The organism is Burkholderia sp. BC1 (assembly GCF_052683555.1).
Window position 1 is genome coordinate 1 of sequence record NZ_JBQYLP010000015.1, and the last position, 25724, is coordinate 25724.

Sequence of the window (25724 nt, forward strand, 5' to 3'; positions counted from 1 at the left end):
CATCTCGCCTGCAACTTCGGAAGTTGGTCCATTGATCAGCGTTTCCCTAGGTTAGTCAAAACCGCCGCGTTTGGCCCGGTACAATGCGCGGCGCGCCAACCAAGCCAGCGCACGTCAGTCGTCGCTGCGCAGCATGACGACGTTGCCGACCGTTTCGATCTCCTGCACGCGGCCGTCGCGCACCTGCAATGCCGCGCGCTTGCCGGGCGCCGCACGCAGCACGACCGGCTGCGGATCGGATTCGTCCGCGTTCATCCGGTCGGCCTTCAGGCCGCCCGTTGCATCGAACCGACCGATCCAGACGCCGGTGATGTTCGTGCCGTCGTTCGATTCCTCGACTTCGAGCGTGTCGCCATCGCGGTCGCCGGCCAGCAGAATGACCTCGCCGGTGTCCGCGAACTGGTATTCGCCGTGCACGCCCTCCTCGTCCGTCTTCGGCCCCAGATGCACGACGATCGGCCGTCCGCCGAGCGTCCCTTCGTAGCGCGGCAGCCGCGCGAACTCCGGATTCGGCCGCAGCGGCCGCGCGGGTGCCGTGTCGTCCTGCTGCCGGGCGTCCGGCGTCAGCGGCTGCGCGACCGACGCGCCCGGCATCGCGAAACAGGCCGCCAGCGCCCCCGCGACGACGAGCGCCCGGTGCGATTTCGAATGTCGACCCACGTTGTGTTGCTCCTTGCTCCAGTCCTTGCTTCCCGTGCGCGCGAACGCCGCGGCGGCATGCGGCCGCACGCGGCATCGCGCGTCAGCCCTGCATCAGCCGTTCGACCGCGTCGCGGCGCGGAATCGGCGCGACCGCGCCGTAGCCCGTCGTCGACAGCGCGGCGGCCGCGTTCGCATAGCGTGCGGCCGCAAACGGATCGTCGCCGGCGACGATCCGCGCGACGAACGCGCCGCCGAAGCAGTCGCCCGCACCGGTCGCATCGACGGCCTCGACCGCGAAACCCGGCACCACGCGCCGCTCCTGCGGCGTCGCGACGTAGGCGCCTTCCTTGCCGAGCTTCAGCGCGACGATCTGCGGCCCGTGTTCGAGCATCGCGTCGACGATCGCGTCGCGATCGTTCGCGCCGGTCAGCGCCGTCACGTCGTCCCAGCTCGGCAGACAGATATCGGTGTGGCGCAACGCCTCGCGCATCACCGCACGCGCGCGCGGCAGCGGCCACAGTTTCAGACGCAGATTCGTGTCGAAACTGACCTTCGCGCGATGCGCGCGCGCATGATCGATCGCCGCGAACGCGGCATCGCACGCGCTCGTGCTGATCGCGAGACTGATCCCCGACAGATGCACGGCCTTCGCGGCGGCCAGCGCATCGAGCGGCAGGTCGGCCGGCGCGTAGCGGCTCGCGGCCGAACCGGCGCGCAGATAATCGAACCGATGGCCGTCCGCGCCGTGCGTGACGAAATAGACGCCCGTCGGTGCGCCAGGGTCGATGCGCACGAAGCGCGTGTCGACGCCTTCGGTGCCCCACAGTTCGCCGAGCAGCCGGCCGAACGGATCGTCGCCGACGGCCGACACGAAGCCCGTCGACGCGCCCTGGCGCGCGGCCGCGACGCAGAAGTTCGACGTGTCGCCGCCGAAGCCCTGCAGGAACTCGGCACGGCCGGGCTGCGCCTGGTTGAACTCGATCATCGCCTCGCCGAGCGCGAGGATCTCCGGAAACGCGGCGCTCATCGCTTACACCTCGCCCCACAGGTCGTGGCCGTCCGCGCCGGTGATCTTCACCGACACGAAATCGCCGACCTTGTAGCGCTTCGATGCCTTGGTCGCCGGCTCGACATAGACGACGCCGTCGATCTCCGGCGCATCGGCCGCCGTGCGTCCGATCCCGCCTTCGTCGATCAGCACCTTGAGCGTCTTGCCGACCTTGCGCGCGATGCGCCGGGCCGACACTTCCTCGGCGACTTCCATGAAGCGCGCGCGACGTTCCTCGCGGACGTCGTCCGGCAGCGCGCCGTCGAGTTCGTTCGCACTCGCGCCTTCGACCGGCGAATACGCGAAGCAGCCGACGCGATCGAGTTCCGCCTCGCGGATGAAGTCGAGCAACGTTTCGAACTGTTCTTCCGTCTCGCCCGGAAAGCCCGCGATGAACGTGCTGCGGATCGTCAGATCCGGGCAGATCTCGCGCCACTTCTGCACGCGCTCGAGCACCTTCTCGGCATTCGCCGGACGCTTCATCCGCTTCAGCACTTCCGGATGCGCGTGCTGGAACGGCACGTCGAGATACGGCAGCACGTGGCCCTTGAACGGACCTTCGGCCATCAGCGGAATCACTTCGTCGACGCTCGGATACGGATACACGTAATGCAGACGCACCCACGCGCCGTACTGCGCGGCGAGTTCGCCGAGCGCGGCGACGAGATCGGTCATGCGCGTCTTGATCGGCTTGCCGTTCCAGAAGCCCGTGCGGTATTTGACGTCGACGCCGTACGCGCTCGTGTCCTGCGAGATCACGAGCAGTTCCTTCACGCCGGACTTGAACAGGTTTTCCGCCTCGAGCATCACTTCGGCGACGGGACGCGACACCAGATCGCCGCGCATCGACGGGATGATGCAGAACGTGCAGCGGTGGTTGCAGCCTTCGGAAATCTTCAGGTACGCATAGTGACGCGGCGTGAGCTTGATGCCGGCCGGCGGCACGAGATCGACGAACGGATCGTGCGGCTTCGGCAGGTGCGAGTGCACGGCCTGCATCACTTCGCCGACCGCATGCGGGCCCGTGACGGCGAGCACCTTCGGGTGCACTTCCTCGATCAGGCCCGAGCCGCTCGCGCTCTTCTTCGCGCCGAGACAGCCGGTGACGATCACCTTGCCGTTCTCGGTCAGCGCTTCGCCGATCGCGTCGAGGCTTTCCTGCACGGCTTCGTCGATGAAGCCGCACGTGTTGACGACGACGAGGTCGGCGCCGTCGTAGGTGCCGGAGATTTCATAGCCTTCGGCGCGCAGCTGGGTGATGATCTGTTCGGAGTCGACGAGCGCTTTCGGGCAGCCGAGGGAAACGAAGCCGACTTTGGGGGATTGAGACATCGGGAGTGTGGGGGCGTGGCAGCAAAACCGTGAGTTTACAGCCATTTAGGTTCGCCGAGCCAAAACCGGCCGCGAATGCGTGCAGCGATGCGGCCCTTTCGGCAACGGACGCTGCCGCGCCGGAGCGGCCCGGCGCCGGCCCTGCCCGCGCACCGCGCGAATTCGCCAACGAAACGGCCCGACCGCACCCCGCCGCTATGCGAAAATCGAGACCTTCATCCCTGCAACGCAACAGCGACGGAACCCTGCATGACAACCCACATCACGATCGAGTTCACCGACCAGGCCGCGGAAGCCATCGGCGAGCAAACCAGCACGAGCTTTTCGTACGATCAGAGCGCGCACCTGCCGCAGCCGGGCGATTTCGTCGAGCTCGAGCATTCGCCGCAGACGTTTCTCGTGATCGGCCGCGTGTTCTCGCTGAAGGCGAACTTCAGCGCCGTCAAGCTGGTGCTCGACCTGCCGCCGGGCGACGATCAGGACCTCGATCCCGCGTACTGAGAGCGCGCCCGCGGGCCGGCGGCGTGCCGCGGCGCCGACGCTGCACGCGTGCCGCACGTCGCGGCGCCGGCCGTTCGGCGGCGCTTGCCGCCGCGGCTAGCCGGCCAGCCGCGTACGCGCGTTACTTCTTCTCGGGCTCCGATGCGCCCGGCTGCTTGAACGGGAACGTCGCGAACATCGACTTCGCCTGGTTCTGCATCTGTTCCTGCATCTGCACGAACATGTTCTTCGACTGCTCGATGTAGCTGGTCATCATCCCCTGCATCATCGGCGCCTGCATGTTCATGAACTGCGACCAGATCTCGGGATTCATCGCGTTGTTTTCGTACAGGTTCTTCGACTGATCCGCGAGCTTGTGCTGGATGTCGATGAACGCCTGGATGTTCTTTTCCAGGTACGTGCCCATCATGCCCTGCATCGCGTGTCCGTAGAAACGGATGATCTGCGACAGCATCGACGACGAGAACATCGGGACGCCGCCGCTTTCCTCCTCGAGGATGATCTGCAGCAGGATGCTGCGCGTCAGGTCTTCGTTCGACTTCGCATCGACGACCTTGAAATCCTCCTGGTCCAGCACGAGTTGCTTCACGTCGGTAAGCGTGATGTACGTGCTCGTCTCGGTATCGTAGAGCCGGCGGTTCGGATATTTCTTGATGAGCCGCTCGGCCGTCTTCTTTGTAGTAGTCATGTAACGCCTTTGAGTGCAGCGTAGCGCAAGTGACGAATCCCCGCCGCCCGGAACCGGGTGGCGGGGCGCTTCGGAAAGCCCGGGGCCGCGCGCTGTTCGATCCGCGCAGCCCGCGGGTTCAGCCCATGTGCAGGCCGCCGTTCAGCGAGAAGTCGGCGCCCGTCGCGAAGCCGGAATCGTTCGACGCGAGCCACGCGACGATCGAGCCGATTTCCTCCGGCGTGCCGAGACGGCGCACCGGAATCGTCGCCACGATCTTCTCGAGCACGTCGGGGCGGATCGCCTTCACCATGTCGGTGCCGATATAACCGGGCGACACGGTGTTGACGGTCACGCCCTTCGTCGCGACTTCCTGCGCGAGCGCCATCGTGAAGCCGTGAATGCCGGCCTTTGCGGTCGAGTAGTTGGTCTGGCCGAATTGCCCCTTCTGGCCGTTCACCGACGAAATGTTGATAATGCGGCCCCAGCCACGCTCGACCATCCCGTCGATCACCTGTTTCGTCACGTTGAACAGGCTCGTCAGGTTGGTATCGATGACGGCAGTCCAGTCTTCGTGCGTCATCTTGCGGAACACGACGTCGCGCGTAATGCCCGCATTGTTCACCAGCACGTCGATTTCGCCGACTTCGGCCTTGACCTTGTCGAATGCCGCCTTCGTGGAGTCCCAGTCGCCGACGTTGCCTTCCGACGCGATGAAGTCGAACCCGAGCGCCTTCTGCTCCTCGAGCCACTTCACGCGGCGCGGCGAGTTCGGGCCGCAGCCTGCGACCACCTTGAAGCCGTCTTTCGACAGACGCTGGCAGATGCTGGTGCCGATGCCGCCCATCCCGCCCGTTACGTACGCAATTCGCTGAGACATAAATCTCACTCCATTTTTGGGTTTCGAGGGCCGCCGAAGCGCCCTCCGACTTCACACGGCGCCGGCCGATGCTGGGCCGGCCGGCGCCGGGATACGGTTCGCCCGTTACGGACGTTCGACCGCCAGCGCGACGCCCATCCCGCCGCCGATGCAGAGCGACGCGAGCCCGCGCTTCGCATCGCGCTTGACCATCTCGTGCAGCAGCGTCACCAGGATCCGGCAGCCCGATGCGCCGATCGGGTGACCGATCGCGATCGCCCCGCCGTTCACGTTCACCTTCGACGTGTCCCAGCCCATCTGCTTGTGCACGGCCAGCGCCTGCGCCGCAAACGCCTCGTTGATCTCCATCAGATCCAGATCGCCCGGCGTCCAGCCCGCACGCTCCAGGCATCGACGCGACGCCGGCACCGGGCCCATCCCCATCACGCTCGGATCCACGCCCGCGTTCGCATACGCCTTGATCCGCGCGAGCGGCGTCAGGCCCAGCGCCTGGGCCTTCTGCGCCGACATCACGAGCACCGCCGCCGCGCCGTCGTTGATGCCCGACGCGTTGGCCGCCGTCACCGTGCCGTCCTTCGCGAACGCCGGCTTCAGCCCCGCGAGCGACTCCGCCGTCACGCCGTGACGCACGAACTCGTCGGTCGCGAACTGCAGCGGCTCGCCCTTGCGCTGCGGAATCGACACCGGCACGATCTCGTCATTGAAGCGCCCCGCCTTTTGCGCCGCTTCGGCCTTGTTCTGCGACAGCGCCGCGAACGCGTCCTGCTCTTCGCGCGTGATGCCGTATTCCTTCGCGACGTTCTCCGCCGTGATGCCCATGTGGTACTGGTTGTACACGTCCCAGAGGCCGTCGACGATCATCGTGTCGACCAGCTTCGCGTCGCCCATCCGGAACCCGTCGCGCGAGCCCGGCAGCACGTGCGGCGCCGCGCTCATGTTCTCCTGCCCGCCCGCCACGACGATCTCCGCGTCGCCCGCGACGATCGCGTTCGCAGCCAGCATCACGGCCTTCAGCCCCGAGCCGCACACCTTGTTGATCGTCATCCCCGGCACCGCGCTCGGCAGTCCGGCCTTGATCAGCGACTGGCGCGCCGGGTTCTGGCCCGAACCCGCGGTCAGCACCTGCCCCATGATCACTTCGCTGACCTGGTCCGGCTTCACGCCCGCGCGCTCCAGCACCGCGCGGATCACCGTCGCGCCCAGTTCGGGCGCCGCCACCTTCGCCAGCGAGCCGCCGAATTTGCCGACCGCGGTCCGCGCGGCCGATACGATCACTACGTCCGTCATTTTCCATTCCTCCGAGCCCGCGCGACACGGCGCGTCGCTGCCGACCCTGTTAAAAAAACTGCGGTGCGTCGGACAGCGTGCGCCGCTGTCCGGCTTTCGTCAATCGCGCTGCAATACGTAACGGCCGGGTGCCGGTTCGATCACCGGGAATTGCGCGGAGCCGAGCTCGGCCGGCGCTGCCACCTTGCGGCCGCCGTACTGGTCGAGCCATTCGATCCAGGTCGTCCACCAGCTGCCCGGATGCTCGGTCGCGCCGGCGAACCAGTCGTCGGCGGCGCTCGGCAGGTCGTCGTCGTTGACCCAATAGCTGCGCTTTTTCTTCGCGGGCGGATTGATCACGCCGGCGATGTGGCCCGAGGCGCCGAGCACGAACTTCAGCGGCCCCGTGAGGATCGACGTCGACGCATAGGCCGTTTGCCACGGCACGATGTGATCCTCGCGCGACCCGTAGATGAAGGTCGGCACGTCGATGCGCGACAGATCGACCGGCTCGCCGCAGACGGTCAGCGCGCCCGGCTCGCGCAGCTTGTTCTCGAGATACGTATTGCGCAGGTACCACGCGTACATCGGCCCCGGCAGGCTCGTCGAATCGCTGTTCCAGTACAGCAGGTCGAACGGCGCCGGCGTGCGGCCCTTCAGGTAGTTGTCGACGACGTAGTTCCAGACGAGATCGTTCGGGCGCAGGAACGAGAACGTGTTCGCGAACTCGACGCCGCGCATCAACCCGGGCGGCGTCCCGTTCTTGCCGCCGATCGTCTGCTCGCACATCTGCACGTGCGCCTCGTCGACGAACACGTCGAGCACGCCCGTATCGGAGAAGTCGAGCATCGCGGTGAGCAGCGTCATCGACGCGGCCGGATGTTCGCCGCGCGCGGCGAGCACCGCGAGCGCGGTCGCGAGCATCGTGCCGCCCACGCAGAAGCCGAGCGTATTGATCTGTTCGCGTCCGCTCACCTGCTGCACCGCGTCGATCGCGGCGAGCAGCCCTTCGTTCATGTAGTCGTCCCACGTCTTGTGCGCGACCGACGCATCGGCATTGCGCCACGACACGAGAAACACCTGATGGCCGCTCGACACCGCGTGCGCGACGAGCGAGTTCTCGGGCTGCAGATCGAGGATGTAGAACTTGTTGATGCACGGCGGCACGATCAGCAGCGGCCGCTCGAACACCTTCGCGGTCTTCGGCGTGTACTGGATCAGCTGGATCAGGTCGTTCTCGTAGACGACCGCGCCTTCCGTGCACCCGAGGTTCTTGCCGACGACGAACTGCGATTCGTCGGTCTGCGAAATCTTGCCGCGCTGCAGATCGCCCAGCAGGTTCATCATCCCCTGCCGCAGGCTTTCGCCCTGCGTTTCGAGAATCGACTTCTGCGCATCGGGATTCAGCGCGAGGAAGTTGCTCGGCGCGGCGGCGGCCGTCCACTGCTGCACGGCGAAACGGATGCGCTCGCGCGTTTTCGGATCGGTCTCGAGCGCGTCGGCGAGTTCCTGCAGATAGCGTGCGTTGAGCAGATACCACGCGGCCGCGAATGCATGGGCCGGCGATGCCTTCCATGCGTCGCCGCTGAAGCGCCGATCCTTCAGCTCGGGAGCCTCGAGCTTCGCTGCGGCCGCCTGCTGCATCAGCGCGACGCAGTCGCGCGCATAGTCGGCCTGAAGCTTCTGCAGGCGCTCGGGCGGAATCGCCGCGACCGGCAGCGTGAGGCCCGCGAACGGCGATGCCATCGCGCCGAAATCGGGCATCGACGGCATCTGGAACGGGAACGACTTCGGAAACTGGAACGAAGCGAACGGATTGACGGCGGGCGACGCAGTCGCGGCACGCGCCGGATCGGCAAAATCGCGCCATGCGTTCAGCCAAGCTTCGAACATCTGCTGCATCGGCTGCGCGGCGGAACCGAATCCCGTATTGCCCGCGGAAGTGCCCGCCGCAGCGGACGTCGACGAATTTTTCGATGCTGTCATTACCTGCCTTACCGGTGATTCGTGAGCGTCAATCGCGAAATCCTGCTCGCGCGCGGCATGCCGGCTGCGAGCCGGGCCGTCATGCCCTGGAGAGGCGTCTCCAGATTCTGCCGCAGTGCGGTATTTTTATCATTATCGTTTTCCCCATGTGAAGCCGTGCGTCAAACCACCGAACATTCGAACACCGCAATAATCGGCGGAAAACAGGCAGGACAAGGGTTTCGGGGAAACATAAAACATTTTGTCCAACGCGACTCCCGGATTTTTCAATCGGTCAAGCATACTGCCCACCATTGCCGCATCAATATCGAGATAAATCGATTGCGCGGCGCAGCAAACCAGCTGCGCACGCATCGGTCAATCGGCCAGCCAGATCGCCGCGGCCATCCTGCCCGTCACGCGGTCGCGGCGATACGAATAGAAACGCGCGCGCTCGGTGAGCGTGCATGCGTCGCCGCCGCTCACGTGCACGACGCCGGCCCGCGCGACACGCACGCGCGCAAGCGCGTACAGATCGGCCAGATACTTGCCCGGCGCGCCGTCGATCGCGACGAACGCACGACGGGTTTCATCATGCTCCGACTGCGTGGCCGTGTCGAGAAACGCGTCGCGCACGTCCGCACCGACTTCGAACGCGCGCGGCCCGATCGCCGGGCCGAGAAACGCATGGACGTCGGCCGCCGCGCCGCCGGCCAGCGCCGCGACGCGCGCGGCCGTCTGCTCGACGATGCCGGCCGCGAGCCCGCGCCAGCCCGCATGGGCGGCGCCCACCGCGCGGCCGTGCGCATCGCACAGCAACACGGGCAGGCAGTCGGCCACCATCACGACGCACACCGCGCCCGCGCGATCGGTGACGCTTGCGTCGGCCTGCACCGGCGTCGCGCCGTCGCCGGCCGACGCGATCACTTCGTCCGCGCGCACGATCTGCGCGCCGTGCACCTGCTCGAGCCACGCGGCGCGCGGCTGCCCGGTCAGCGCGAGCAGTCGCGCGCGGTTCTGCGCGACATGCGCGGGATCGTCGCCCGTATGCAGGCCGAGATTCATGCCGCCCGGCAGCGCGGCGCCGTCCTGCCAGCGGCCGTACGGCCCTTCGCTGACGCCGCCGTCGCGCGTCGTGATCAATGCGCGCACGCGCGGCGACACCTGCCAGTCCGGCAGCACGCAGTCCCGCCAGCTCAGCGGCGTGGGGTTCGTCATCGGCTTTACTCCCTCTCGTCGTCCGGATAGGACACGTCGTCGTGATAATCGCCGCCGAAATCGTCGTCGTCGATGCCGTCATCGTCGAACTCCTCGTCGTTCTGCCCGAAACCGAGCGCCTCGACGAGCGCGGTCATGTCGTCGGGCAGCGGACAGCGCCACTGCATCGCACTGCCCGTGACCGGATGCACGAGCCCGAGCCGCCATGCATGCAGCGCCTGCCGTGCGAAGCCGCCCGGCAGCGGTGCGACCGAGCGCTTGCCGCGCGCGCGTCCGTAGACCGGATCGCCGAGCAGCGGATGCCCGACATGCGAACAATGCACGCGGATCTGATGCGTGCGGCCCGTTTCGAGATCGCACTGGATCGCCGACACCGGCTGACGTTGCCACAGGCATGTGTCAACCGTGCGGAAATGCGTGCGCGCCGGCTTGCCCGACGCGCCGGTGACGACGGCCATGCGCGTGCGTTCGCGCGGATCGCGCCCGATCGGCGCGTCGATCGTCCCTTCGTCGGGCATCGCACCCCACACGAGCGCGAAATAGCGGCGCTTGACCGTGCGCGCCTGCAGCTGGCGCACGAGATCGGTCTGCGCGGCCAGCGTGCGCGCGACCACCATCAGGCCGGACGTCTCCTTGTCGAGCCGATGCACGATGCCCGCGCGCGGCAGGCCGGCCGCGGCGTCGCCGTAGCGATGCAGCAGCCCGTTCAGGATCGTGCCGCTCCAGTTGCCGGCCGCCGGATGCACGACGAGCCCGGCCGGCTTGTTGATGACGACGAGCGCGTCGTCTTCGTAGACGATGTCGAGCGGCACCGGCTCGGGTGCGAACGCAAGCTGTTCGGGCAGCAGATCGGGCACGAGCTCGATCGTCGCGCCGAGCGGCACCGGCTGGCGGATCTTCGCCGGCGCGCCGTCGACGCGCACGCGCTGCGCATCGATCCAGCTCTGCAGCCGGCTGCGCGAGAATTCGGGAAACAACTGGGCAAGCGCCTTGTCGAGGCGCTCGCCCGCGAGCGACGCGGGCACTTCGACGACGCGCGGCGCATCGTCGCTGCCGCCGGACGGCGCAACAGGCGGCTGCAACGCGTCGCCGATCAGATCGTCGTCGAGGGAATCCCCGAGGGCAGCGTCGGCGGGCCGATCGCTTGGGCTATAATCTTCGCGATTTGACGTGCCCGAGCGGGCATTCTGCGAACTTGAACGGGTCATTTAGACTGGGTCACCGAGACTTGAAGCTAGGACATGCGAGCATGACGAATTCGACCAAACGCACGGCTAAAACCGTCGCCGCCCGGGCTGCGGCGGTAGCGGCCGCGGCCCTCATCGCCGGCTGCCACGGCTTGCCGCAGAAGCAGGACGAGACGGCTACCTGGTCGAACAACAAATTATACTCAGAGGCCCAGGACGCCCTGTCCGGCGGCGACTGGGGCAAGTGCGCGAAATATTTCGAGGCGCTGCAAGGTCGCGATCCGTTCGGCCATTTCGCGCAGCAGGCGCAGATCAACGTCGCGTACTGCAACTGGAAGGACAACGAACCGGCCGCCGCCGACCAGGCCGTCGACCGCTTCATCCAGCTCCATCCCGATCATCCCGACATCGCCTACGCGTACTACCTGAAGGGGATGATCCACTTCAACGACGATCTCGGGCTGTTCGGCCGCTTCTCCGGGCAGGACATGAGCGAGCGCGACCCGCAGGCGCTGCGCGAGTCCTACGACGCGTTCAAGGTCGTCGTCGACCGCTATCCGAAGAGCAAGTACGCGCCGGACGCAGCGGCACGGATGCGCTACATCGTGAACGCGCTCGCATCGCACGAAGTGCATGCGGCCGACTACTACTATCGGCGCGGCGCGTATGTCGCGGCCATCAACCGCGCCCAGCTCGCGATCAAGGACTACAAGGGCGCGCCGGCCATCGAGGACGCGCTGCACATCATGGTCCTGTCGTACCAAAAGCTGAATCAGCCGCAGCTCGCCGAAGACACGAAGCGCGTGCTCGCGGGCACGTTCCCGGACAGCCCGTACATCACGGGCCGCGCGCGTCCCGGCACGAAGAAGTCGTGGTGGCAGTTCTGAGCGATGCCGCATGCCGCGCGAACGCGGCAGCCATAGAAAAACCCGGCCTGCGAGCCGGGTTTTTCATTGCTGCGAGACGCGGACCGCCGGCGATGCGACCGGCGGCGGCCGCACACGCCGCCCTTGCCGTCAGGCGCGACGCGCGGCGCGCTGCTCGTCGAAGAAGTCCTGCACGACCGCGATTTCGCGCGTGCGCTTGAACGGCGGCAGGCTCTGCCAGATCCGGCGGCCGTACGGCTTGTCGACGAGCCGCGTGTCGCAGATCATCAGCACGCCGCGATCGGTCTCCGCACGGATCAGCCGCCCGGCGCCCTGCTTCAGCGTGATGACGGCCTGTGGCAACTGATGCACGGCGAACGGGCTCAAGCCCTTCTTCGCGAGCGCGTCGAGCCGCGCGGCCAGCACGGGATCGTCGGGCGGCGCGAACGGCAGCTTGTCGATCACGACGAGCGACAGCGCGTCGCCGCGCACGTCGACGCCTTCCCAGAAGCTCTGGCTGCCGACGAGGATCGCATTGCCGTACGCACGGAAGCGGTCGAGCAGTTCGGTCCGGCTCGCATCGCCCTGCACGAGCAGCGGCGTGTTCCAGCCGCGCGATTCGATCACGTCGCGCAGTTTCGAGGCGATCCGGTCGACCGCACGCAAGGTCGTGCACAGCATGAACACGCCGCCGCCCGCGGCCTCGATCGCCGGCAGCGCCGCATCGAACACGGCGTCGGTAAACGCCGGCGACGACGGCTGCGGCAAATTGCGCGGCACGTACAGCAGCCCCTGCGTCTGGTAGTCGAACGGGCTCGCGAGCGTCATCGAACGGCGCGAGCTCAGGCCCATCTGCGCCGCGTAGTGCGTGAAGTCGCCGCGCACCGACAGCGTCGCCGACGTGAAGATCCACGCGCGCGGCACGCCCGCGCGCTGCTTCGCGAAGATCGGCGCGACCGACAGCGGCGTTTCGTGCAATTGCACCGTATGCGCGAACACCTCGACCCAGCGCACCTTCTCGTTCGGATCGCCGGCCGCGGCTGCCGCGTCGCCGGCGGCGGCCGCATCGGCCTGTGCAGCGGCCTCGGCCGCGCCGGGCGCGACCCAGCCCGCGAGCAGATCCTGCAGCTCGCGCGCGCGCCGCAGGCACGCGCCGAGCGATTCCGCGCGTTCGGCCTGACTCGCGAGCGCCGAAGCCAGCGCGTCGAGCGCCGCTTCGAGCGCATCGAGCGCGGCGAACAGCGGATGATCGTCGCCGAGTTGCGCGAGCGACATCCGCACGATCTGATCGTCGGCGAACGCGAGCCGCACGTCGCGCGCCGCGCGTTCGAGCGCGCCGCCGAGCTTCACCCATTCGACGGCGTCGCGCGCGTGACTGAGGCCCTCGGCGACCGTATCGCGCGCGAGTTCGAGAATCTGCGTCGTCGACAGCGTCTCGCCGAAAAACAGCGTCGCCGTCTCCGGCAGCTGATGCGCTTCGTCGAAGATCACCGTGTTCGCATTCGGCAGCAGCTCGGCCATGCCGGTGTCGCGCAGCATGATGTCCGCGAAGAACAGGTGGTGGTTGACGACGACGATGTCGGCCTGCTGTGCTTCGCGCCGCGCCTGCATCACGAAGCATTCCTTGTAGTGCGGACACTCCTGGCCGAGGCAGTTGTCGCGCGTCGACGTGACCATCGACCATACGGGCGCCGTCTCCGGCACGCTCGCGAGCTCGGCCTTGTCGCCGCTTTTCGTGATCTTCGCGAAACGGACGATCTCCTGCAGATACGCGGTGTCCTGCCGCGACGGCAGGCGGCCGTTGTCCGCGGTGCGCTGCAGATAGTAGTGGCACAGGTAGTTCGCGCGGCCCTTCAGCATCGCGACCGTCACCGGCACGGCGAGCGCATTGCGCACGGTCGGAATGTCGCGCAGGAAAAGCTGGTCCTGCAGATGCTTCGTGCCGGTCGACACGATCACCTTGCCGCCCCACAGCATCGCCGGGACGAGATACGCATAGGTCTTGCCCGTGCCGGTGCCGGCCTCGACGATCAGCGTGTTGTCGCCGGCATCGGCGTCGGCTTCGTTCGCGGCGTCGCTCGCGCCGGCGTCGGCGGCACCGCCCGCGCCGCCCCCGCCGCCCGTTTCGCCGAGCCGGCGCGCCGGCCGCTTGCGCGCTTCGAAGATTTCCGGCTCCGGCATCCGGCGCGCGGACGCCTCCATCGCGGACGCGACCGCACGCGCCATCTCGATCTGCGATGCGCGCGGACGATAGCCGTCGAGCGCGCGCGCCAGCAACCCGCCTTCGCCGAAAATCGCGTCGAGTTCGTCGACGCGCTTGCGGCTCAGTTCGAAGGTGCCTTCGGACGCACGAACGCGCCCGGGCGACGCGTCGCGCCGGGCATCGGGGGTGGCTTCAAGCGGTGAATTCAAGGCAAGCGTTCCTGTATCCAGCGCCCGGGCGGCGCCGGCGCTTGCCAGGCCGCGCTCAGGCGCGCTTATCCGGTTCGAGCTGCGATTGCAGCATGATGATCTTGTCTTTGGCCAGCAGCTTTTCCTTCTTCAGCCTGTGCAACGTGAGGTCGTCGATATCGGAGCGGCCTTCCTTCAGTTCGATCTCGCGAGCGAGCTGCTGGTGCTGTTCCTGCAATGCAGCCAAACGGTTGTGCAATTCCTGCTGCTGTTCCGCGTGACGGTTTTGCATATACGCCTCCTCATCGAAGCAACGCGCCGACCGGCGTGCCGACGCGCACGAGCTGTTTCCGGATCAACCCAACACGTTACTGCCCCTGCTGTTGCTGCTGCTTGGCCTTCTCGGCCGCTTCCCGCTGACGCTGCTCGACCTCGGCCTTGTGCTGCGCCGCCTCCTTCTGCTTCTGCTCGTAGCGCGCCGCGTTCTCCGCACGTGCCTGCGCCTTCTGCGCGGCCTGGGCGTGCGCCTCGTCGAGCTTGCGCTGGAAATCGGCCTGCTTCTGGTCGTACGCCTGCTTGTTCGCCGCGCGCTGCGGCGCCTCCGCGCCGCGCTGCGCCTGCTTCAGCGCATTCTGCTCCTGCTTGTCGCGGAACGCGGCCGCGTTCGCCGCCTCGTTCGCGGCGCGCTGCGGCGCCTCCGCCGCGTTCTGCGCCTGCTTCAGCGCGATCTGCTCGTCGCGCTGCTTCGCACGCACCGCGCGCTGCTCGTCGTCGAGCGCGAGCTGCGCCTGCCGGATGCTCGCGCGCTCCTCGCGCATCTTGTCGCGTGCGACGCCCAGGCAGTGATTGACGAAGAACCGGCTGTAGCAATCGTGCTCGGCCACCGCATAACGATAATCGTTTTCCGCGGAACGTTGATCGAGCACTTTTTGACGGGCGGCAAAATCGTCCGAGAGACCGGGCGCGGCAGGCGCCGACGCGGCGCTATCGGCCGCGACGGCCGAGGCCTGCGCATACACGCCGGACGTGCCGACGGACAAAGCGGCGGCAAGCGCTGCGCCGAGCGCGACGAGAGAAAAACGGGAAGTTGGCAACGTCGTAGGAAAGCTGCGGGACATGTGTCAAATTCTATCACCCCCGGCTGGACGCTCTGCCATTTATGGCAAAATGCCCCGCTTCACTCACCCGCGGCATCTGGTCCGGCGGGCCCGCCATGCAGCCCGCCGCGCCGGGCATGCCGGCCCGCGCCGCGATTTCAGCAGGCAGAAGCTCATCAACGACATGACGGAAACCGTAGCACTCAAGATCGTACAGCGCATCGCCACCGAACTGTCCGTCCAGCCGCGCCAGGTCGCGGCCGCGGTGCAACTTCTCGACGAAGGCTCGACCGTTCCGTTCATTGCCCGGTATCGGAAGGAAGTGACCGGCAACCTGGACGACACGCAACTGCGCCAGCTCGAAGAGCGCCTCCTGTATCTGCGCGAACTCGAGGATCGCCGCGCGGCGATCCTGTCGAGCATCGAGGAACAGGGCAAGCTGACCGACGAACTGCGTGCGGCAATCGATGCGGCCGACAGCAAACAGGTGCTCGAAGACCTTTATCTGCCGTACAAGCCGAAGCGCCGCACGCGCGCCCAGATCGCGCGGGAAGCGGGTCTCGAGCCGCTCGCGCAGGCGCTGCTCGCCAATCCGATGCTCGATCCGCAAACCGAGGCGGCCGCGTACGTCGATGCCGACAAGGGCGTCGCGGACGTGAAGGCCGCGCTCGACGGCGCGCGCGACATCCTGTCCGAACAGTTCGGCGAGACGGCCGAGCTGCTCGGCAAGCTGCGCGACTATCTGCACGATCGCGGCGTCGTGTCGTCGGCGGTCGTCGAGGGCAAGGAAAACGAAGAAGACGAGAAGTTCCGCGACTATTACGACTACGCGGAGACGCTGAAGACCGTGCCGTCGCACCGTGCGCTCGCACTGTTCCGCGGCCGCAACGCCGGCGTGCTGACGATCCGGCTGGGCCTCGGCGAGGAACTCGACGCGCAGGTGCCGCATCCCGGCGAAGCGATGATCGCGCGCCATTTCGGGATCGCGAACCAGAATCGCCCGGCCGACAAATGGCTGAGCGACGTGTGTCGCTGGTGCTGGCGCGTGAAGGTTCAGCCGCATATCGAGAACGAGCTGCTGACGCAGCTGCGCGAAACGGCCGAAACCGAGGCGATCCGTGTCTTCGCGCGCAACCTGAAGGATCTGCTGCTCGCGGCGCCGGCCGGCCCGAAGGCCGTGATCGGTCTCGACCCCGGCTTGCGCACCGGCGTGAAGGTCGCCGTCGTCGACCGCACCGGCAAGCTGCTCGCGACGGACACGATCTATCCGCATGAACCGCGCCGCGACTGGGACGGCTCGATCGCGAAGCTCGCGCGCCTCGCCGCGCAGACGCGGGCCGAACTGATCAGCATCGGCAACGGCACCGCGTCGCGCGAAACCGACAAGCTCGCGAGCGAACTGATCGCGAAGCACCCCGAACTGCGGTTGCAGAAGATCGTCGTGTCGGAAGCCGGCGCGTCGGTCTACTCGGCGTCCGAACTCGCGGCCAAGGAATTCCCGGAACTGGACGTATCGCTGCGCGGCGCCGTGTCGATCGCGCGCCGGCTGCAGGATCCGCTCGCCGAACTCGTCAAGATCGAGCCGAAGGCAATCGGCGTCGGCCAGTATCAGCACGACGTGAATCAGCGCGAGCTCGCGCGCTCGCTCGACGCGGTCGTCGAAGACTGCGTGAACGCGGTCGGCGTCGACGCCAACACCGCATCGGCGCCGCTGCTCGCGCGCGTGTCGGGGCTGAACGCGACGCTCGCGCGCAACATCGTCGACTACCGCGACGCGAACGGCCCGTTCCCGTCGCGCGAGCACCTGCGTAAGGTGCCGCGCCTCGGCGACAAGACGTTCGAGCAGGCCGCCGGCTTCCTGCGGATCAACGGCGGCGAGAATCCGCTCGACCGCTCGTCGGTGCACCCGGAGGCGTATCCGGTCGTCGAGCGGATCCTCGCGAAGATCAACAAGCGCATCGACGACGTGCTCGGCAATCGCGACGCGCTGTCGGGCCTGTCGCCCGCCGAATTCGTCGACGAACGTTTCGGCCTGCCGACGGTGCGCGACATCCTGTCCGAGCTCGAGAAGCCCGGCCGCGATCCGCGTCCGGAGTTCAAGACCGCGACGTTCCGCGAAGGCGTCGAGAAGGTGTCGGACCTCGTGCCGGGCATGACGCTCGAAGGCGTCGTGACGAACGTCGCCGCATTCGGTGCGTTCGTCGACATCGGCGTCCATCAGGACGGGCTCGTCCACGTATCCGCGATGTCGACGAAGTTCATCAAGGATCCGCACGAAGTCGTGAAGGCCGGCCAGGTCGTGAAGGTCAAGGTGCTCGACGTCGACGTGAAGCGCCAGCGCATCTCGCTGACGATGCGGCTCGACGACGAAGCGGCGCCCGGCCTGTCGTCGCGCGGCACGCAGGAGCGCGGCAACGCCCCGCGCGGCGGCGCCCGCCCGCCCCGCGCGCGCGAACCCGAAGCGGCCGGCGCGATGGCCGCCGCGTTCGCGAAGCTCAAGCAGCGCTGAGCGTGCGGATCGCGCCGCAATGAGAAAAGCCCGCCGTCAGGCGGGCTTTTTGTTGGCGCAGCGTCTCGGCAAGCGAGCCGCCAAGCGGCATGCGCGATCGCGCACGCCACCTGGCGCTCAGATTTCGATCTTCGTGCCGAGCTCGACGACGCGGTTCGCCGGAATCGCGAAGAAGTCGGTCGGCTTCGCGGCGTTCTGGTGCATCCACGCGAACACGCGCTCGCGCCAGATCGACATGCCGGGCAGTTGCGTCGGCACGACCGTCTCGCGTGCGAGGAAGAACGACGTGTCCATCAGCTCGAACGTCATGTCGTGCGTGCGGCCGAACTCTTCGAGCACGGCCTTCACGTCCGGCGTCTCGTTGAACCCGTACTCGGCCTTCACGATGTACAGGCCGCCGCCCGCGTCGCGCGCGCTCAGCCGCTTGTCGTCGCGCACGTACGGGATGTCGCGCGTGACGAACGTCATGAACAGCGTGCGCTCGTGCAGCACCTTGTTGTGCTTCAGGTTGTGCAGCAGGCTCACGGGCACGAGCTTGTCGTTGCCGGTCAGATAGATCGCGGTGCCCGACACGCGGTGCGGCGGATGCGCGAGCAGCCCCTGCAGGAACGGTTCGAGCGGAATGCCGTCGGCGGCCGTGCGCTCCTTGACGATGTGGCGGCCCTTGTACCAGGTCATCAGCAGGAAGAACAGCAGCGCGCCGATGCCGAGCGGCAGCCAGCCGCCCTGCGCGACCTTCAGTAGGTTCGCGCCGAAAAAGCCGAGATCGATCGTCAGGAAGACGGCGATGATCGCGCCGACCAGCAGCCGGTTCCAGTTCCACACCTTCACCATCACGACGCATGCGAGCACGGTCGTGATCACCATCGTCGCGGTCACGGCGATCCCGTACGCGGCCGCGAGGTTGTCGGAGCTCTTGAAGCCGATCACGATGCAGAGGATCACGAACAGCAGCAGCCAGTTCACGAGCGGCACGTAGATCTGGCCGATCGCGAGTTCGGACGTGTGGAGCACCTTCATGCGCGGCACATAGCCGAGCTGGATCGCCTGCGACGTCAGCGAATAGGCGCCGGAGATCACCGCCTGCGACGCGATCACGGTCGCGACGGTCGACAGCACGACGAGCGGCAGCAGCGCCCAGTCGGGCGCGAGCAGGAAGAACGGGTTTTCGATCGCGCGCGGATTCTGGATCAGCAACGCGCCCTGCCCGAAGTAGTTCAGCACCAGCGACGGCATCACGAGCCCGTATGCGGCGAGGCGGATCGGCTTCGCGCCGAAGTGGCCCATGTCCGCATAGAGCGCTTCCGCACCGGTCAGCACCAGCACGACGGAACCGAGCACGACATAGGCCTGCAGCAAGTGCTCGGACATGAACGACGCTGCGTAGTACGGATTGATCGCCGCGACGATGCCGGGCGCACGCACGATGTGGTACACGCCGAGCGCCGCGATCGCGATGAACCACAGCACCATGATCGGGCCGAACAGCTTGCCGACCGTTGCCGTGCCGTGACGCTGGATCCAGAACAGCGCGATCAGAATCACGATCGTGATCGGCAGCACCAGATGCGACAGATGCGGCGTCGCGATCTCGAGACCCTCGACCGCCGACATCACCGAAATCGCCGGCGTGATGACCGCGTCGCCGTAGAACATGCACGCGCCGAAGATGCCGAGCGCCATCAGCGCACCCGCGACACGCGTCTTCGGGTCGAGCGGCCGCAGCGACAGCGCCATCAGCGCGAGCACGCCGCCCTCGCCGTTGTTGTCGGCCCGCATCACGAACAGTAGATATTTGACGCCGACCACGAGGATGATCGCCCAGAACAGCAGCGAGATCACGCCGAGGATCGAGCTTTCCGTGAGCGGAATCCCGTGCGCGGGGCTGAACGCCTCCTTCAGCGAATACAACGGGCTCGTGCCGATGTCGCCGAACACCACGCCGATGGCCGCTATCGCCAGCGCCCGCAGCGAGTGTTGGTGCATCGGGTGCGGCGCGTGAGCGGCGTCGGCCGCGTGGGTCGTATCGTTCATATGAAGCGTAATAATCGGGTCCGGATTCGGACAAAACGAGCGCTATTCTACCCGCGCGTCCCGCAAACACCGCGCCGCCGTGTTGCCCCGAAGCCACGTAACCGATCGCGCACATGCATTGCGGCGCGAGCTGTGGCAGGGCTGCCATCATAGCCGGGGCCGCACCGTCTGCCTATCGGGGTGCACGGCGGGCGTGCACGGCGCGACTGCACGGCGGGCGCCCGGCCCGCAAACGAAAACGGCGCCGCAAGCGGCGCCGTACGAGGCTTTCGTCGATCGACCGGCGCGCTTACGCGCCCGCGCCGTCGCGCTGCGCGCGACCGCGCTTGATCCACGCTTCGAGGTTGTGCGGACGCACGGTGTCCCACTCCTCGAACGGCTGATGGATCCACGGGTTCGTCGGCAGGAACTGCGTGTGGTAGTCGGGCTTGACCTTCGAGCAACCCTTGTACCAGAGCACCGCCGAGCGCACGGCCGTGACGGCCGGATAACGCTCCTTCAGGTGCTCCTGCACGCGCGCGAGCGTGACGCCCGAGTCGACCAGATCGTCGACGAGCAGCACGTTGCCCGCGAGGTTGCCGCGCGTCATCGTGATGTACTGCGCGATGTCGAGCTCGCCCTGCTCGCGGCCGGCCGCTTCGCGATACGAACTCGTCGCGAGAATCGCGAGCGGCACGTCGTAGATGCGCGAAAGCTGATCGCCGACACGCAGGCCGCCGCGCGCGAGGCACAGGATCTGGTCGAACTTCCAGCCCGACTCGTGCACCTGCAGCGCGAGCAGTTCGATGAGCCGGTGATATTCGTCCCAGCCCACCCAGAGGTTCTTGTCGTCGTTACGCGGATCCGTCATCAGGTCGGCCGCCTTGATCGTGTTTTGCTGCGTCATCTGGAAATTACACCTTGAACGGATGGCGGAGCAGGATCGTTTCGTCGCGGTCCGGGCCGGTCGACACCATGTCGATCGGCACGCCGGCCACTTCCTGGACGCGCGTCAGGTAAGCCTGCGCGTTCGCCGGCAGCGCGTCCCACGTCTTGATGCCGACCGTGCTTTCCTTCCAGCCTTCGAACGTTTCGTACACCGGTTCGCAGCGTGCGACATCGGCGGCGCCACGCGGCAGGATGTCGGCGTCCTTGCCGTCGATCTTGTAGCCGACGCACAGCCGGACTTCGTCGAGACCGTCGAGCACGTCGAGCTTCGTCATGCAGAGGCCCGACACGCCGTTGATCTGGATCGAGCGGCGCAGCGCGGCCGCGTCGAGCCAGCCGGTGCGGCGCGGACGGCCGGTGACCGAGCCGAATTCCTTGCCGACGTTCGCGAGCGTGACGCCGACCTGATCCTGGCGCTTCGGATTATCGGCATCGTACAGCTCGCTCGGGAACGGACCCGAGCCGACGCGCGTGCAGTATGCCTTCGTGATGCCGAGGATGTAGTTCAGCTTCTGCGGACCGACGCCCGCGCCCGCCGCGGCCGCGCCGGCAACGCAGTTGCTCGACGTGACGAACGGATAGGTGCCGTGATCGATGTCGAGCAGCGTGCCCTGCGCGCCTTCGAACAGCAGGTTCTGGCCCGCGTTGTTCGCGTCGTACAGACGGCGCGACACGTCGGCCACCATCGGCTTCAGGCGGTCGGCATAGCCGAGCATCGTGTCGAGCGTCGCCTGGAAATCGACGGCTGCGCCGCCGAGGTACTGCGTCAGCACGAAGTTGTGGAAATCGAGGTTTTCGCGCAGGCGATCGGCGAAGGTCTTCGCGTCGAACAGGTCCTGCACGCGCAGCGCGCGGCGGCCGACCTTGTCTTCGTACGCGGGGCCGATGCCGCGGCCCGTCGTGCCGATCTTGCCGGCGCCCTTGCGCGCTTCGCGCGCCTGGTCGATCGCGATGTGATACGGCAGGATCAGCGTCGTGGCTTCGGAAATGAACAGACGGTCGCGCACGTTCACGCCCGCTTCTTCGAGCTCGCCGATTTCCTTGAACAGCGCTTCCGGGGACAGAACGACGCCGTTGCCGATGTAGCACGCGACGCCATCGCGCATGATGCCCGACGGGATGAGGCGCAAGATCGTCTTCTTGCCGCCGATGATGAGGGTGTGGCCGGCGTTGTGGCCGCCCTGGAAACGCACGACGCCCTGAGCGTGGTCCGTCAGCCAGTCGACGATCTTGCCCTTGCCTTCATCACCCCATTGAGTCCCCACGACGACGACGTTGCGCCCGGGAGTCACGTTCACTGCGCTGGCAGACATGTTGATTCGTTAGCTGGTTAAAAACGTATTTTACCTATGTTCGCGAGCGATTCCGAATTTTTCCGTTTCGCGTCAACGATATGCAGCCGACTGCCGCTCGCGAACGCCTTGTTAGCGGGGCTCGACCACCCACGCGCCGTTGCGCTCGACGAGCGAACGGTCGCAGGCGAACTCGTCGAGCACATGATCGTGGCCCGGCAGCGCCTGGATCACGACCTCGCCGGCGTCGCGCAGCGCGGCCACGGCCGCGCGCAGCGCATCGTCCTGCGCCCACGGCGCCAGAATCGCGGTGCCGCGCGCCTCGACCGGCGAAATCCGCGCGAGCTCGCGCAGGTCGAGCGAGAAGCCGGTCGCCGGACGCGCGCGGCCGTATGCCTGGCCGACGTGGTCGTAACGGCCGCCGCGCGCGATCGCGTTCGGCACGCCGTCGATGTACGCGGTAAACATCGCGCCGCTGTGGTACGCGTAACCGCGCAGATCGGCCAGGTCGATCGCGACTTCCACGCCCTTCGCCTGCGCCGCGAGCTGCGCGAGATCGTCGAGCGCGCGCGCGATCTCGGGCAGCGCCGGCAGGCGCTGGCGCGCTTCGTCGAGCACGCTCGCGTCGCCGTACAGGTGCGGCAGTGCGCGCAGCGCCGCGCGCGTGTCGGCGCCGAGATCGTCGGTCAGTTCGTTCAGCAACGGCACGTCCTTGCCCGACAGCGCGTCGTAGAGCGCCTCGCCGCGCGCGGCCGCCTGCGTATCGCGCGCGAGCAGCGCCGCGAGCACGCCCGCATGGCACAGATCGAGGCGGATCCGCGACAGGCCGGCGAGATGCAACGCATCGAGCATCAACTGCTGGATCTCGAGATCGGCTTCTAGTCCCGCGTGACCGTAGATTTCCGCGCCGATCTGGATCTGCTCGCGCGTCGCGTGCAGGCCGCGCGGGCGCGTATGCATGACGTGCCCCGCATAGCAGAGGCGCGTGACGCCCTGGCGGTTCAGCAGATGCGCGTCGATGCGCGCGACCTGCGGCGTGATGTCGGCGCGCAGGCCGAGCGTGCGGCCCGACAGCTGGTCGACCAGCTTGAAGGTACGCAGGCGCAGATCGGCGCCGCCGCTCGTCAGCAGCGACTCGAGATATTCGAGCAGCGGCGGCATCACCATCTCATAGCCGTACGAACGGAAGCGATCGAGCAGCCTGCGGCGCAGCTCCTCGATCTTGCGCGCTTCCGACGGCAGTACGTCGGCGATATTCTCGGGAAGTAACCAGGTCGACATCGGTACGGTCCTACGACAGGAAACGGCGCGCGGCACGCGCGCCGACGGATGAATCGGTAATCGGAATCGGACGGGAACGAACGGCGGGTGCGCCGTCCGGGATCAGGTGGCGAGCAGCAGCAGCACGAGCCCGAGCGCCATCACGATCAGCCCGCCGATCCGGATATGATGCGGCGGCCGCTCCGCTATTCTACGAAACGTGTCGCGCCAGGCGACGGGAAACACGAAGGGGAACGCCCCTTCGATGATCAGCATCAGCGCGACGGCAAGCAACAACGAGGCAGCGAGATCCATGCGGGCGACGGCGCCGCACGACGCGGCGCCCCAGAGTCAGTGTTTGCGGGGAGCAGGCGCCGCCGGTGCGGCGCCGCCCGTCGGGCTGCGCATGAAACGGAAGAACGCGCTGTCGGGATCGACGACGATGACGTCGTTGCGCTTGAACGTCTTCCGGTACGCCTGCAGGCTCGCGTAGAACTCGTAGAACTGCGGATCGCGGCCGAACGCGTCCGCGGCGATCGTCGCCGCCTTCGCATCGCCCTCGCCCTTGATCGTCTGCGCCGACTTGTACGCGTTCGCGAGCACCGCCTGCTGCTCGCGTTCGGCGTCCGCCTTGATCTGCTCGACCTCGGCTGCTCCGTCGGCACGCACCTGCGCGGCCTGGTCGTGCAGCGCGCCGATCATGCGCTGATAGACCGCATCGGTCTGCGCGGCCGGCAAGTCGACGCGCGTGAGCTGCACGTCGACCAGCTCGATGCCGAGCGCTGCCGCGCTCGCCCGTACCGCGTCGCGCGCGGCGTCGGCGATCGCGCGCTGCGCGCCGAGCGCGTCGTCGAGCGCATGCTTGCCGAAGGCGTCGCCGAGCGCGCCCTTCAGCGCGCCGGCCAGCCGCTCGCCGGCCGCGGCCGGATCGCCGCCGGTTGCCGTGAAGTACTTCATCGGATCGCTGATCCGGTACTTCGCCGCATACGAAACGAGCAGATCGTGTTTGTCTTCGGTTGCCAGCTGCAGCGGATCGGGCGATTCCAGCGACTGCAGCCGCGTATCGACGAGCGTGGCCGTCTGCAGCGGCGGCGGCAGCTTGAAATGAACGCCGGGGCCGGCAAGCTCGGGCTCCGCGCCGCCGCGCCCGGACAGCACGGCGATATGGCGCGGATCGACGGTCAGCACGGTCGACGATGCCGCGAAAGCCAGGATCACGATTGCGACGACGAGCGCAACGATTCGATTCATGTTCTGCGCTCCCCGTTACTTCAGATCGTCTTCGCGCGACCGGCTGCGGAACGCTTCGCGCGATCGCAGCGCATCGCTGCCCGGTGCCGCTGCGGCCGCCGGCGTCGATGCCGCGCTCGCGACGGCGCCCGACGCAGCCGCCGGTGCCGAGGCCGCGTCGGGCGCCGCCGCGCCGGCCGACGCCGCGGCGTTTTGCCGCTGCTGCTCGACGAGCTTGTCGAGCGGCAGATAGACGACGTTGTTGCCGTTGTTGCCGACGAAGACCTTCGTCGCGTTCGAATAGATTTCCTGCATCGTGTCGACGTACATCCGTTCGCGAACGACCGCGGGCGCCTTCGAATACGCGGCGTAGACCTGCGTGAAACGCTCCGCGTCGCCTTGCGCTTCGGTGACGACGCGCTCCGCATAGGCCTTCGCATCGTCGATCAGCTTCGCGGCATCGCCCTGCGCCTTCGGCAGCAGCTCGCTCGCGTAGGCCTGCGCGGCACGCTTCGCGGCCTCGCGCTCGTCGCGCGCCTTGGCGACGTCCGCATAGGCGGACTGCGTCTGCTCGGGCGCCGCGACGCGCTGCATCGTGACGGCCGTCACTTCGAGGCCCGTCCGATAACGGTCGAGATCGCGCTGAATCGCGGCCGACAGTTGCTCGCGCATCGCGTCGCGATCCTGGCTCAGCAGGTCGGCCGCGCTGCGCGTGCCGACGATCGCGCGCACCGCCGCCTGCGCGGCCTGCGACACGCTGCGTTCGGGATCGACGCTGCGGAACAGATAGTCGGTGGCGGAGCGAATGCGGTACTGGACGATGAAGCGCACGTCGACGATGTCCGCATCGCGCGTGAGCATCGCGGCTTCCTTGACGTTGGCGAGCCGCACGACGTTGTTGCGGCCGATCTCGATCGAGCGCACCTGCGTCGTGTCGACGATCTCGTGCGACGCGAACGGATACGGCGCACGCCAGTGCACGCCCTGGCCGACCGTGCCGGCCAGCTTGCCGAGCTGCAGGACGACGCCCGTCTGACCTTCCTGGACGACGAACAGGCCGCTGCCGGCATAGACCGCGATCAGCACGCCGATCACGATGCCGACGCCGATGCGCGCCGCGCGCCCGTTATCGGGACGGAAACCGTTGCCGCCCTTGCCGCCGAACAGCCCGCTCAGGCGGCGGTTGAAATTGCGCCACATCTCGTCGAGATCGGGCGGACCGTCGCCGTCGCCGCCGGGCGGACGCTTCGATTCGTTCGCGCGCGGACGGGAGCCGCCGTTGCCATTGCCTTCGCCGCGCCCCCAACGGGGATCGTTGATCGACAGCAAGGCGCGCATCCGCCGCCAGGTACTCCGCTCGTTGTATTCGTTCACCAGAGTTTGTTCACCAGATTAGACGCCGGCGAACCGGC

At 67.3% G+C, this 25724-nt stretch carries 23 protein-coding genes; 3 read left to right on the forward strand and 20 right to left on the reverse strand.

The genetic code is table 11. The features are described 5' to 3' along the window. Positions 1 to 114: 114 nt before the first annotated feature. The 3 genes from ACSHSS_RS09980 to rimO all read right to left on the reverse strand — a co-directional run bounded on the left by ACSHSS_RS09980 (position 115) and on the right by rimO (position 3022). Positions 115 to 660: a hypothetical protein gene (locus ACSHSS_RS09980; RefSeq protein ID WP_445544910.1), complete on the reverse strand. Its 546-nt coding sequence runs from the start codon at positions 658 to 660 to the stop codon at positions 115 to 117. Between the two features lie 82 nt (positions 661 to 742). Continuing rightward, the gene (locus ACSHSS_RS09985) at positions 743 to 1669 is read right to left on the reverse strand and encodes a sugar kinase (protein WP_445544911.1); all 927 of its coding nucleotides are present in this window, start codon (positions 1667 to 1669) and stop codon (positions 743 to 745) included. A gap of 3 nt (positions 1670 to 1672) precedes the next feature. Further along, positions 1673 to 3022, reverse strand: coding sequence for a 30S ribosomal protein S12 methylthiotransferase RimO (rimO, locus tag ACSHSS_RS09990; protein ID WP_445544912.1), 1350 nt, complete (start codon positions 3020 to 3022; stop codon positions 1673 to 1675). Between the two features lie 249 nt (positions 3023 to 3271). Here rimO and ACSHSS_RS09995 point away from each other — a divergent pair, with 249 nt between their 5' ends. Continuing rightward, positions 3272 to 3523, forward strand: a complete 252-nt coding sequence (locus tag ACSHSS_RS09995) for a hypothetical protein (protein WP_006417214.1) — start codon at positions 3272 to 3274, stop codon at positions 3521 to 3523. 121 nt (positions 3524 to 3644) lie between these two features. Here the strand turns inward: ACSHSS_RS09995 and phaR are convergent, their stop codons facing one another. The 7 genes from phaR to ACSHSS_RS10030 form a co-directional block, all read right to left on the reverse strand. Then, entirely contained in the window at positions 3645 to 4211 is a 567-nt protein-coding gene (gene phaR, locus ACSHSS_RS10000; protein WP_006399948.1) for a polyhydroxyalkanoate synthesis repressor PhaR, read from the reverse strand. Positions 4212 to 4329: 118 nt separating this feature from the next. Continuing rightward, entirely contained in the window at positions 4330 to 5070 is a 741-nt protein-coding gene (locus tag ACSHSS_RS10005) for a 3-ketoacyl-ACP reductase (protein ID WP_006399947.1), read from the reverse strand. Positions 5071 to 5175: 105 nt separating this feature from the next. Continuing rightward, the gene (locus ACSHSS_RS10010) at positions 5176 to 6357 is read right to left on the reverse strand and encodes an acetyl-CoA C-acetyltransferase (RefSeq protein ID WP_006399946.1); all 1182 of its coding nucleotides are present in this window, start codon (positions 6355 to 6357) and stop codon (positions 5176 to 5178) included. 99 nt (positions 6358 to 6456) lie between these two features. After that, complete coding sequence (gene phaC / locus ACSHSS_RS10015; RefSeq protein WP_445544913.1) at positions 6457 to 8322, reverse strand: class I poly(R)-hydroxyalkanoic acid synthase; 1866 nt, start codon at positions 8320 to 8322, stop codon at positions 6457 to 6459. A gap of 132 nt (positions 8323 to 8454) precedes the next feature. Further along, positions 8455 to 8676 carry a hypothetical protein gene (locus ACSHSS_RS10020; RefSeq protein WP_217263118.1) on the reverse strand — a complete coding sequence of 74 codons (222 nt, stop codon included), beginning with the start codon at positions 8674 to 8676 and terminating at the stop codon, positions 8455 to 8457. 3 nt (positions 8677 to 8679) lie between these two features. After that, complete coding sequence (gene pgeF, locus ACSHSS_RS10025) at positions 8680 to 9519, reverse strand: peptidoglycan editing factor PgeF (protein WP_175795315.1); 840 nt, start codon at positions 9517 to 9519, stop codon at positions 8680 to 8682. A gap of 5 nt (positions 9520 to 9524) precedes the next feature. After that, positions 9525 to 10727 carry an RluA family pseudouridine synthase gene (locus tag ACSHSS_RS10030; protein WP_217263117.1) on the reverse strand — a complete coding sequence of 401 codons (1203 nt, stop codon included), beginning with the start codon at positions 10725 to 10727 and terminating at the stop codon, positions 9525 to 9527. 41 nt (positions 10728 to 10768) lie between these two features. Between ACSHSS_RS10030 and ACSHSS_RS10035 the strand changes: the two genes are divergently transcribed. Continuing rightward, complete coding sequence (locus tag ACSHSS_RS10035; protein ID WP_006399942.1) at positions 10769 to 11593, forward strand: outer membrane protein assembly factor BamD; 825 nt, start codon at positions 10769 to 10771, stop codon at positions 11591 to 11593. A 129-nt stretch (positions 11594 to 11722) separates the two neighbouring features. On the opposite strand, the gene ACSHSS_RS10040 is transcribed toward ACSHSS_RS10035, so the two are convergent. The 3 genes from ACSHSS_RS10040 to ACSHSS_RS10050 form a co-directional block, all read right to left on the reverse strand. Next, positions 11723 to 13984 (reverse strand): ATP-dependent DNA helicase, encoded by a 2262-nt coding sequence (locus ACSHSS_RS10040; protein WP_060112428.1) that lies wholly within the window; start codon positions 13982 to 13984, stop codon positions 11723 to 11725. Between the two features lie 55 nt (positions 13985 to 14039). Beyond that, complete coding sequence (locus ACSHSS_RS10045) at positions 14040 to 14255, reverse strand: YdcH family protein (RefSeq protein ID WP_006399940.1); 216 nt, start codon at positions 14253 to 14255, stop codon at positions 14040 to 14042. A 76-nt stretch (positions 14256 to 14331) separates the two neighbouring features. Beyond that, positions 14332 to 15081 carry a hypothetical protein gene (locus tag ACSHSS_RS10050; protein WP_105843067.1) on the reverse strand — a complete coding sequence of 250 codons (750 nt, stop codon included), beginning with the start codon at positions 15079 to 15081 and terminating at the stop codon, positions 14332 to 14334. 163 nt (positions 15082 to 15244) lie between these two features. On the opposite strand from ACSHSS_RS10050, the gene ACSHSS_RS10055 reads away from it, so the two are divergent. After that, a complete protein-coding gene (locus ACSHSS_RS10055) occupies positions 15245 to 17569 on the forward strand; it encodes a Tex family protein (protein WP_445544914.1) in 2325 nt (774 codons plus the stop codon). A 117-nt stretch (positions 17570 to 17686) separates the two neighbouring features. On the opposite strand, the gene ACSHSS_RS10060 is transcribed toward ACSHSS_RS10055, so the two are convergent. From ACSHSS_RS10060 to hflK, 7 genes are all read right to left on the reverse strand, one after another. After that, on the reverse strand, positions 17687 to 19603 hold the full coding sequence (locus ACSHSS_RS10060; RefSeq protein WP_006399937.1) for a potassium transporter Kup: 1917 nt from the start codon (positions 19601 to 19603) through the stop codon (positions 17687 to 17689). 289 nt (positions 19604 to 19892) lie between these two features. Then, entirely contained in the window at positions 19893 to 20489 is a 597-nt protein-coding gene (locus tag ACSHSS_RS10065; protein ID WP_006399935.1) for a phosphoribosyltransferase, read from the reverse strand. Between the two features lie 7 nt (positions 20490 to 20496). Next, the gene (locus ACSHSS_RS10070; protein WP_006417401.1) at positions 20497 to 21843 is read right to left on the reverse strand and encodes an adenylosuccinate synthase; all 1347 of its coding nucleotides are present in this window, start codon (positions 21841 to 21843) and stop codon (positions 20497 to 20499) included. 111 nt (positions 21844 to 21954) lie between these two features. Continuing rightward, positions 21955 to 23103 carry an ATP phosphoribosyltransferase regulatory subunit gene (locus ACSHSS_RS10075; RefSeq protein WP_006399933.1) on the reverse strand — a complete coding sequence of 383 codons (1149 nt, stop codon included), beginning with the start codon at positions 23101 to 23103 and terminating at the stop codon, positions 21955 to 21957. 102 nt (positions 23104 to 23205) lie between these two features. Beyond that, the gene (locus ACSHSS_RS10080) at positions 23206 to 23397 is read right to left on the reverse strand and encodes a DUF2065 domain-containing protein (protein WP_006399932.1); all 192 of its coding nucleotides are present in this window, start codon (positions 23395 to 23397) and stop codon (positions 23206 to 23208) included. 36 nt (positions 23398 to 23433) lie between these two features. Continuing rightward, positions 23434 to 24333 carry a protease modulator HflC gene (hflC, locus tag ACSHSS_RS10085; RefSeq protein ID WP_039221592.1) on the reverse strand — a complete coding sequence of 300 codons (900 nt, stop codon included), beginning with the start codon at positions 24331 to 24333 and terminating at the stop codon, positions 23434 to 23436. A 15-nt stretch (positions 24334 to 24348) separates the two neighbouring features. Further along, positions 24349 to 25686 (reverse strand): FtsH protease activity modulator HflK, encoded by a 1338-nt coding sequence (hflK, locus tag ACSHSS_RS10090; RefSeq protein ID WP_261527720.1) that lies wholly within the window; start codon positions 25684 to 25686, stop codon positions 24349 to 24351. Positions 25687 to 25724: the final 38 nt, after the last annotated feature.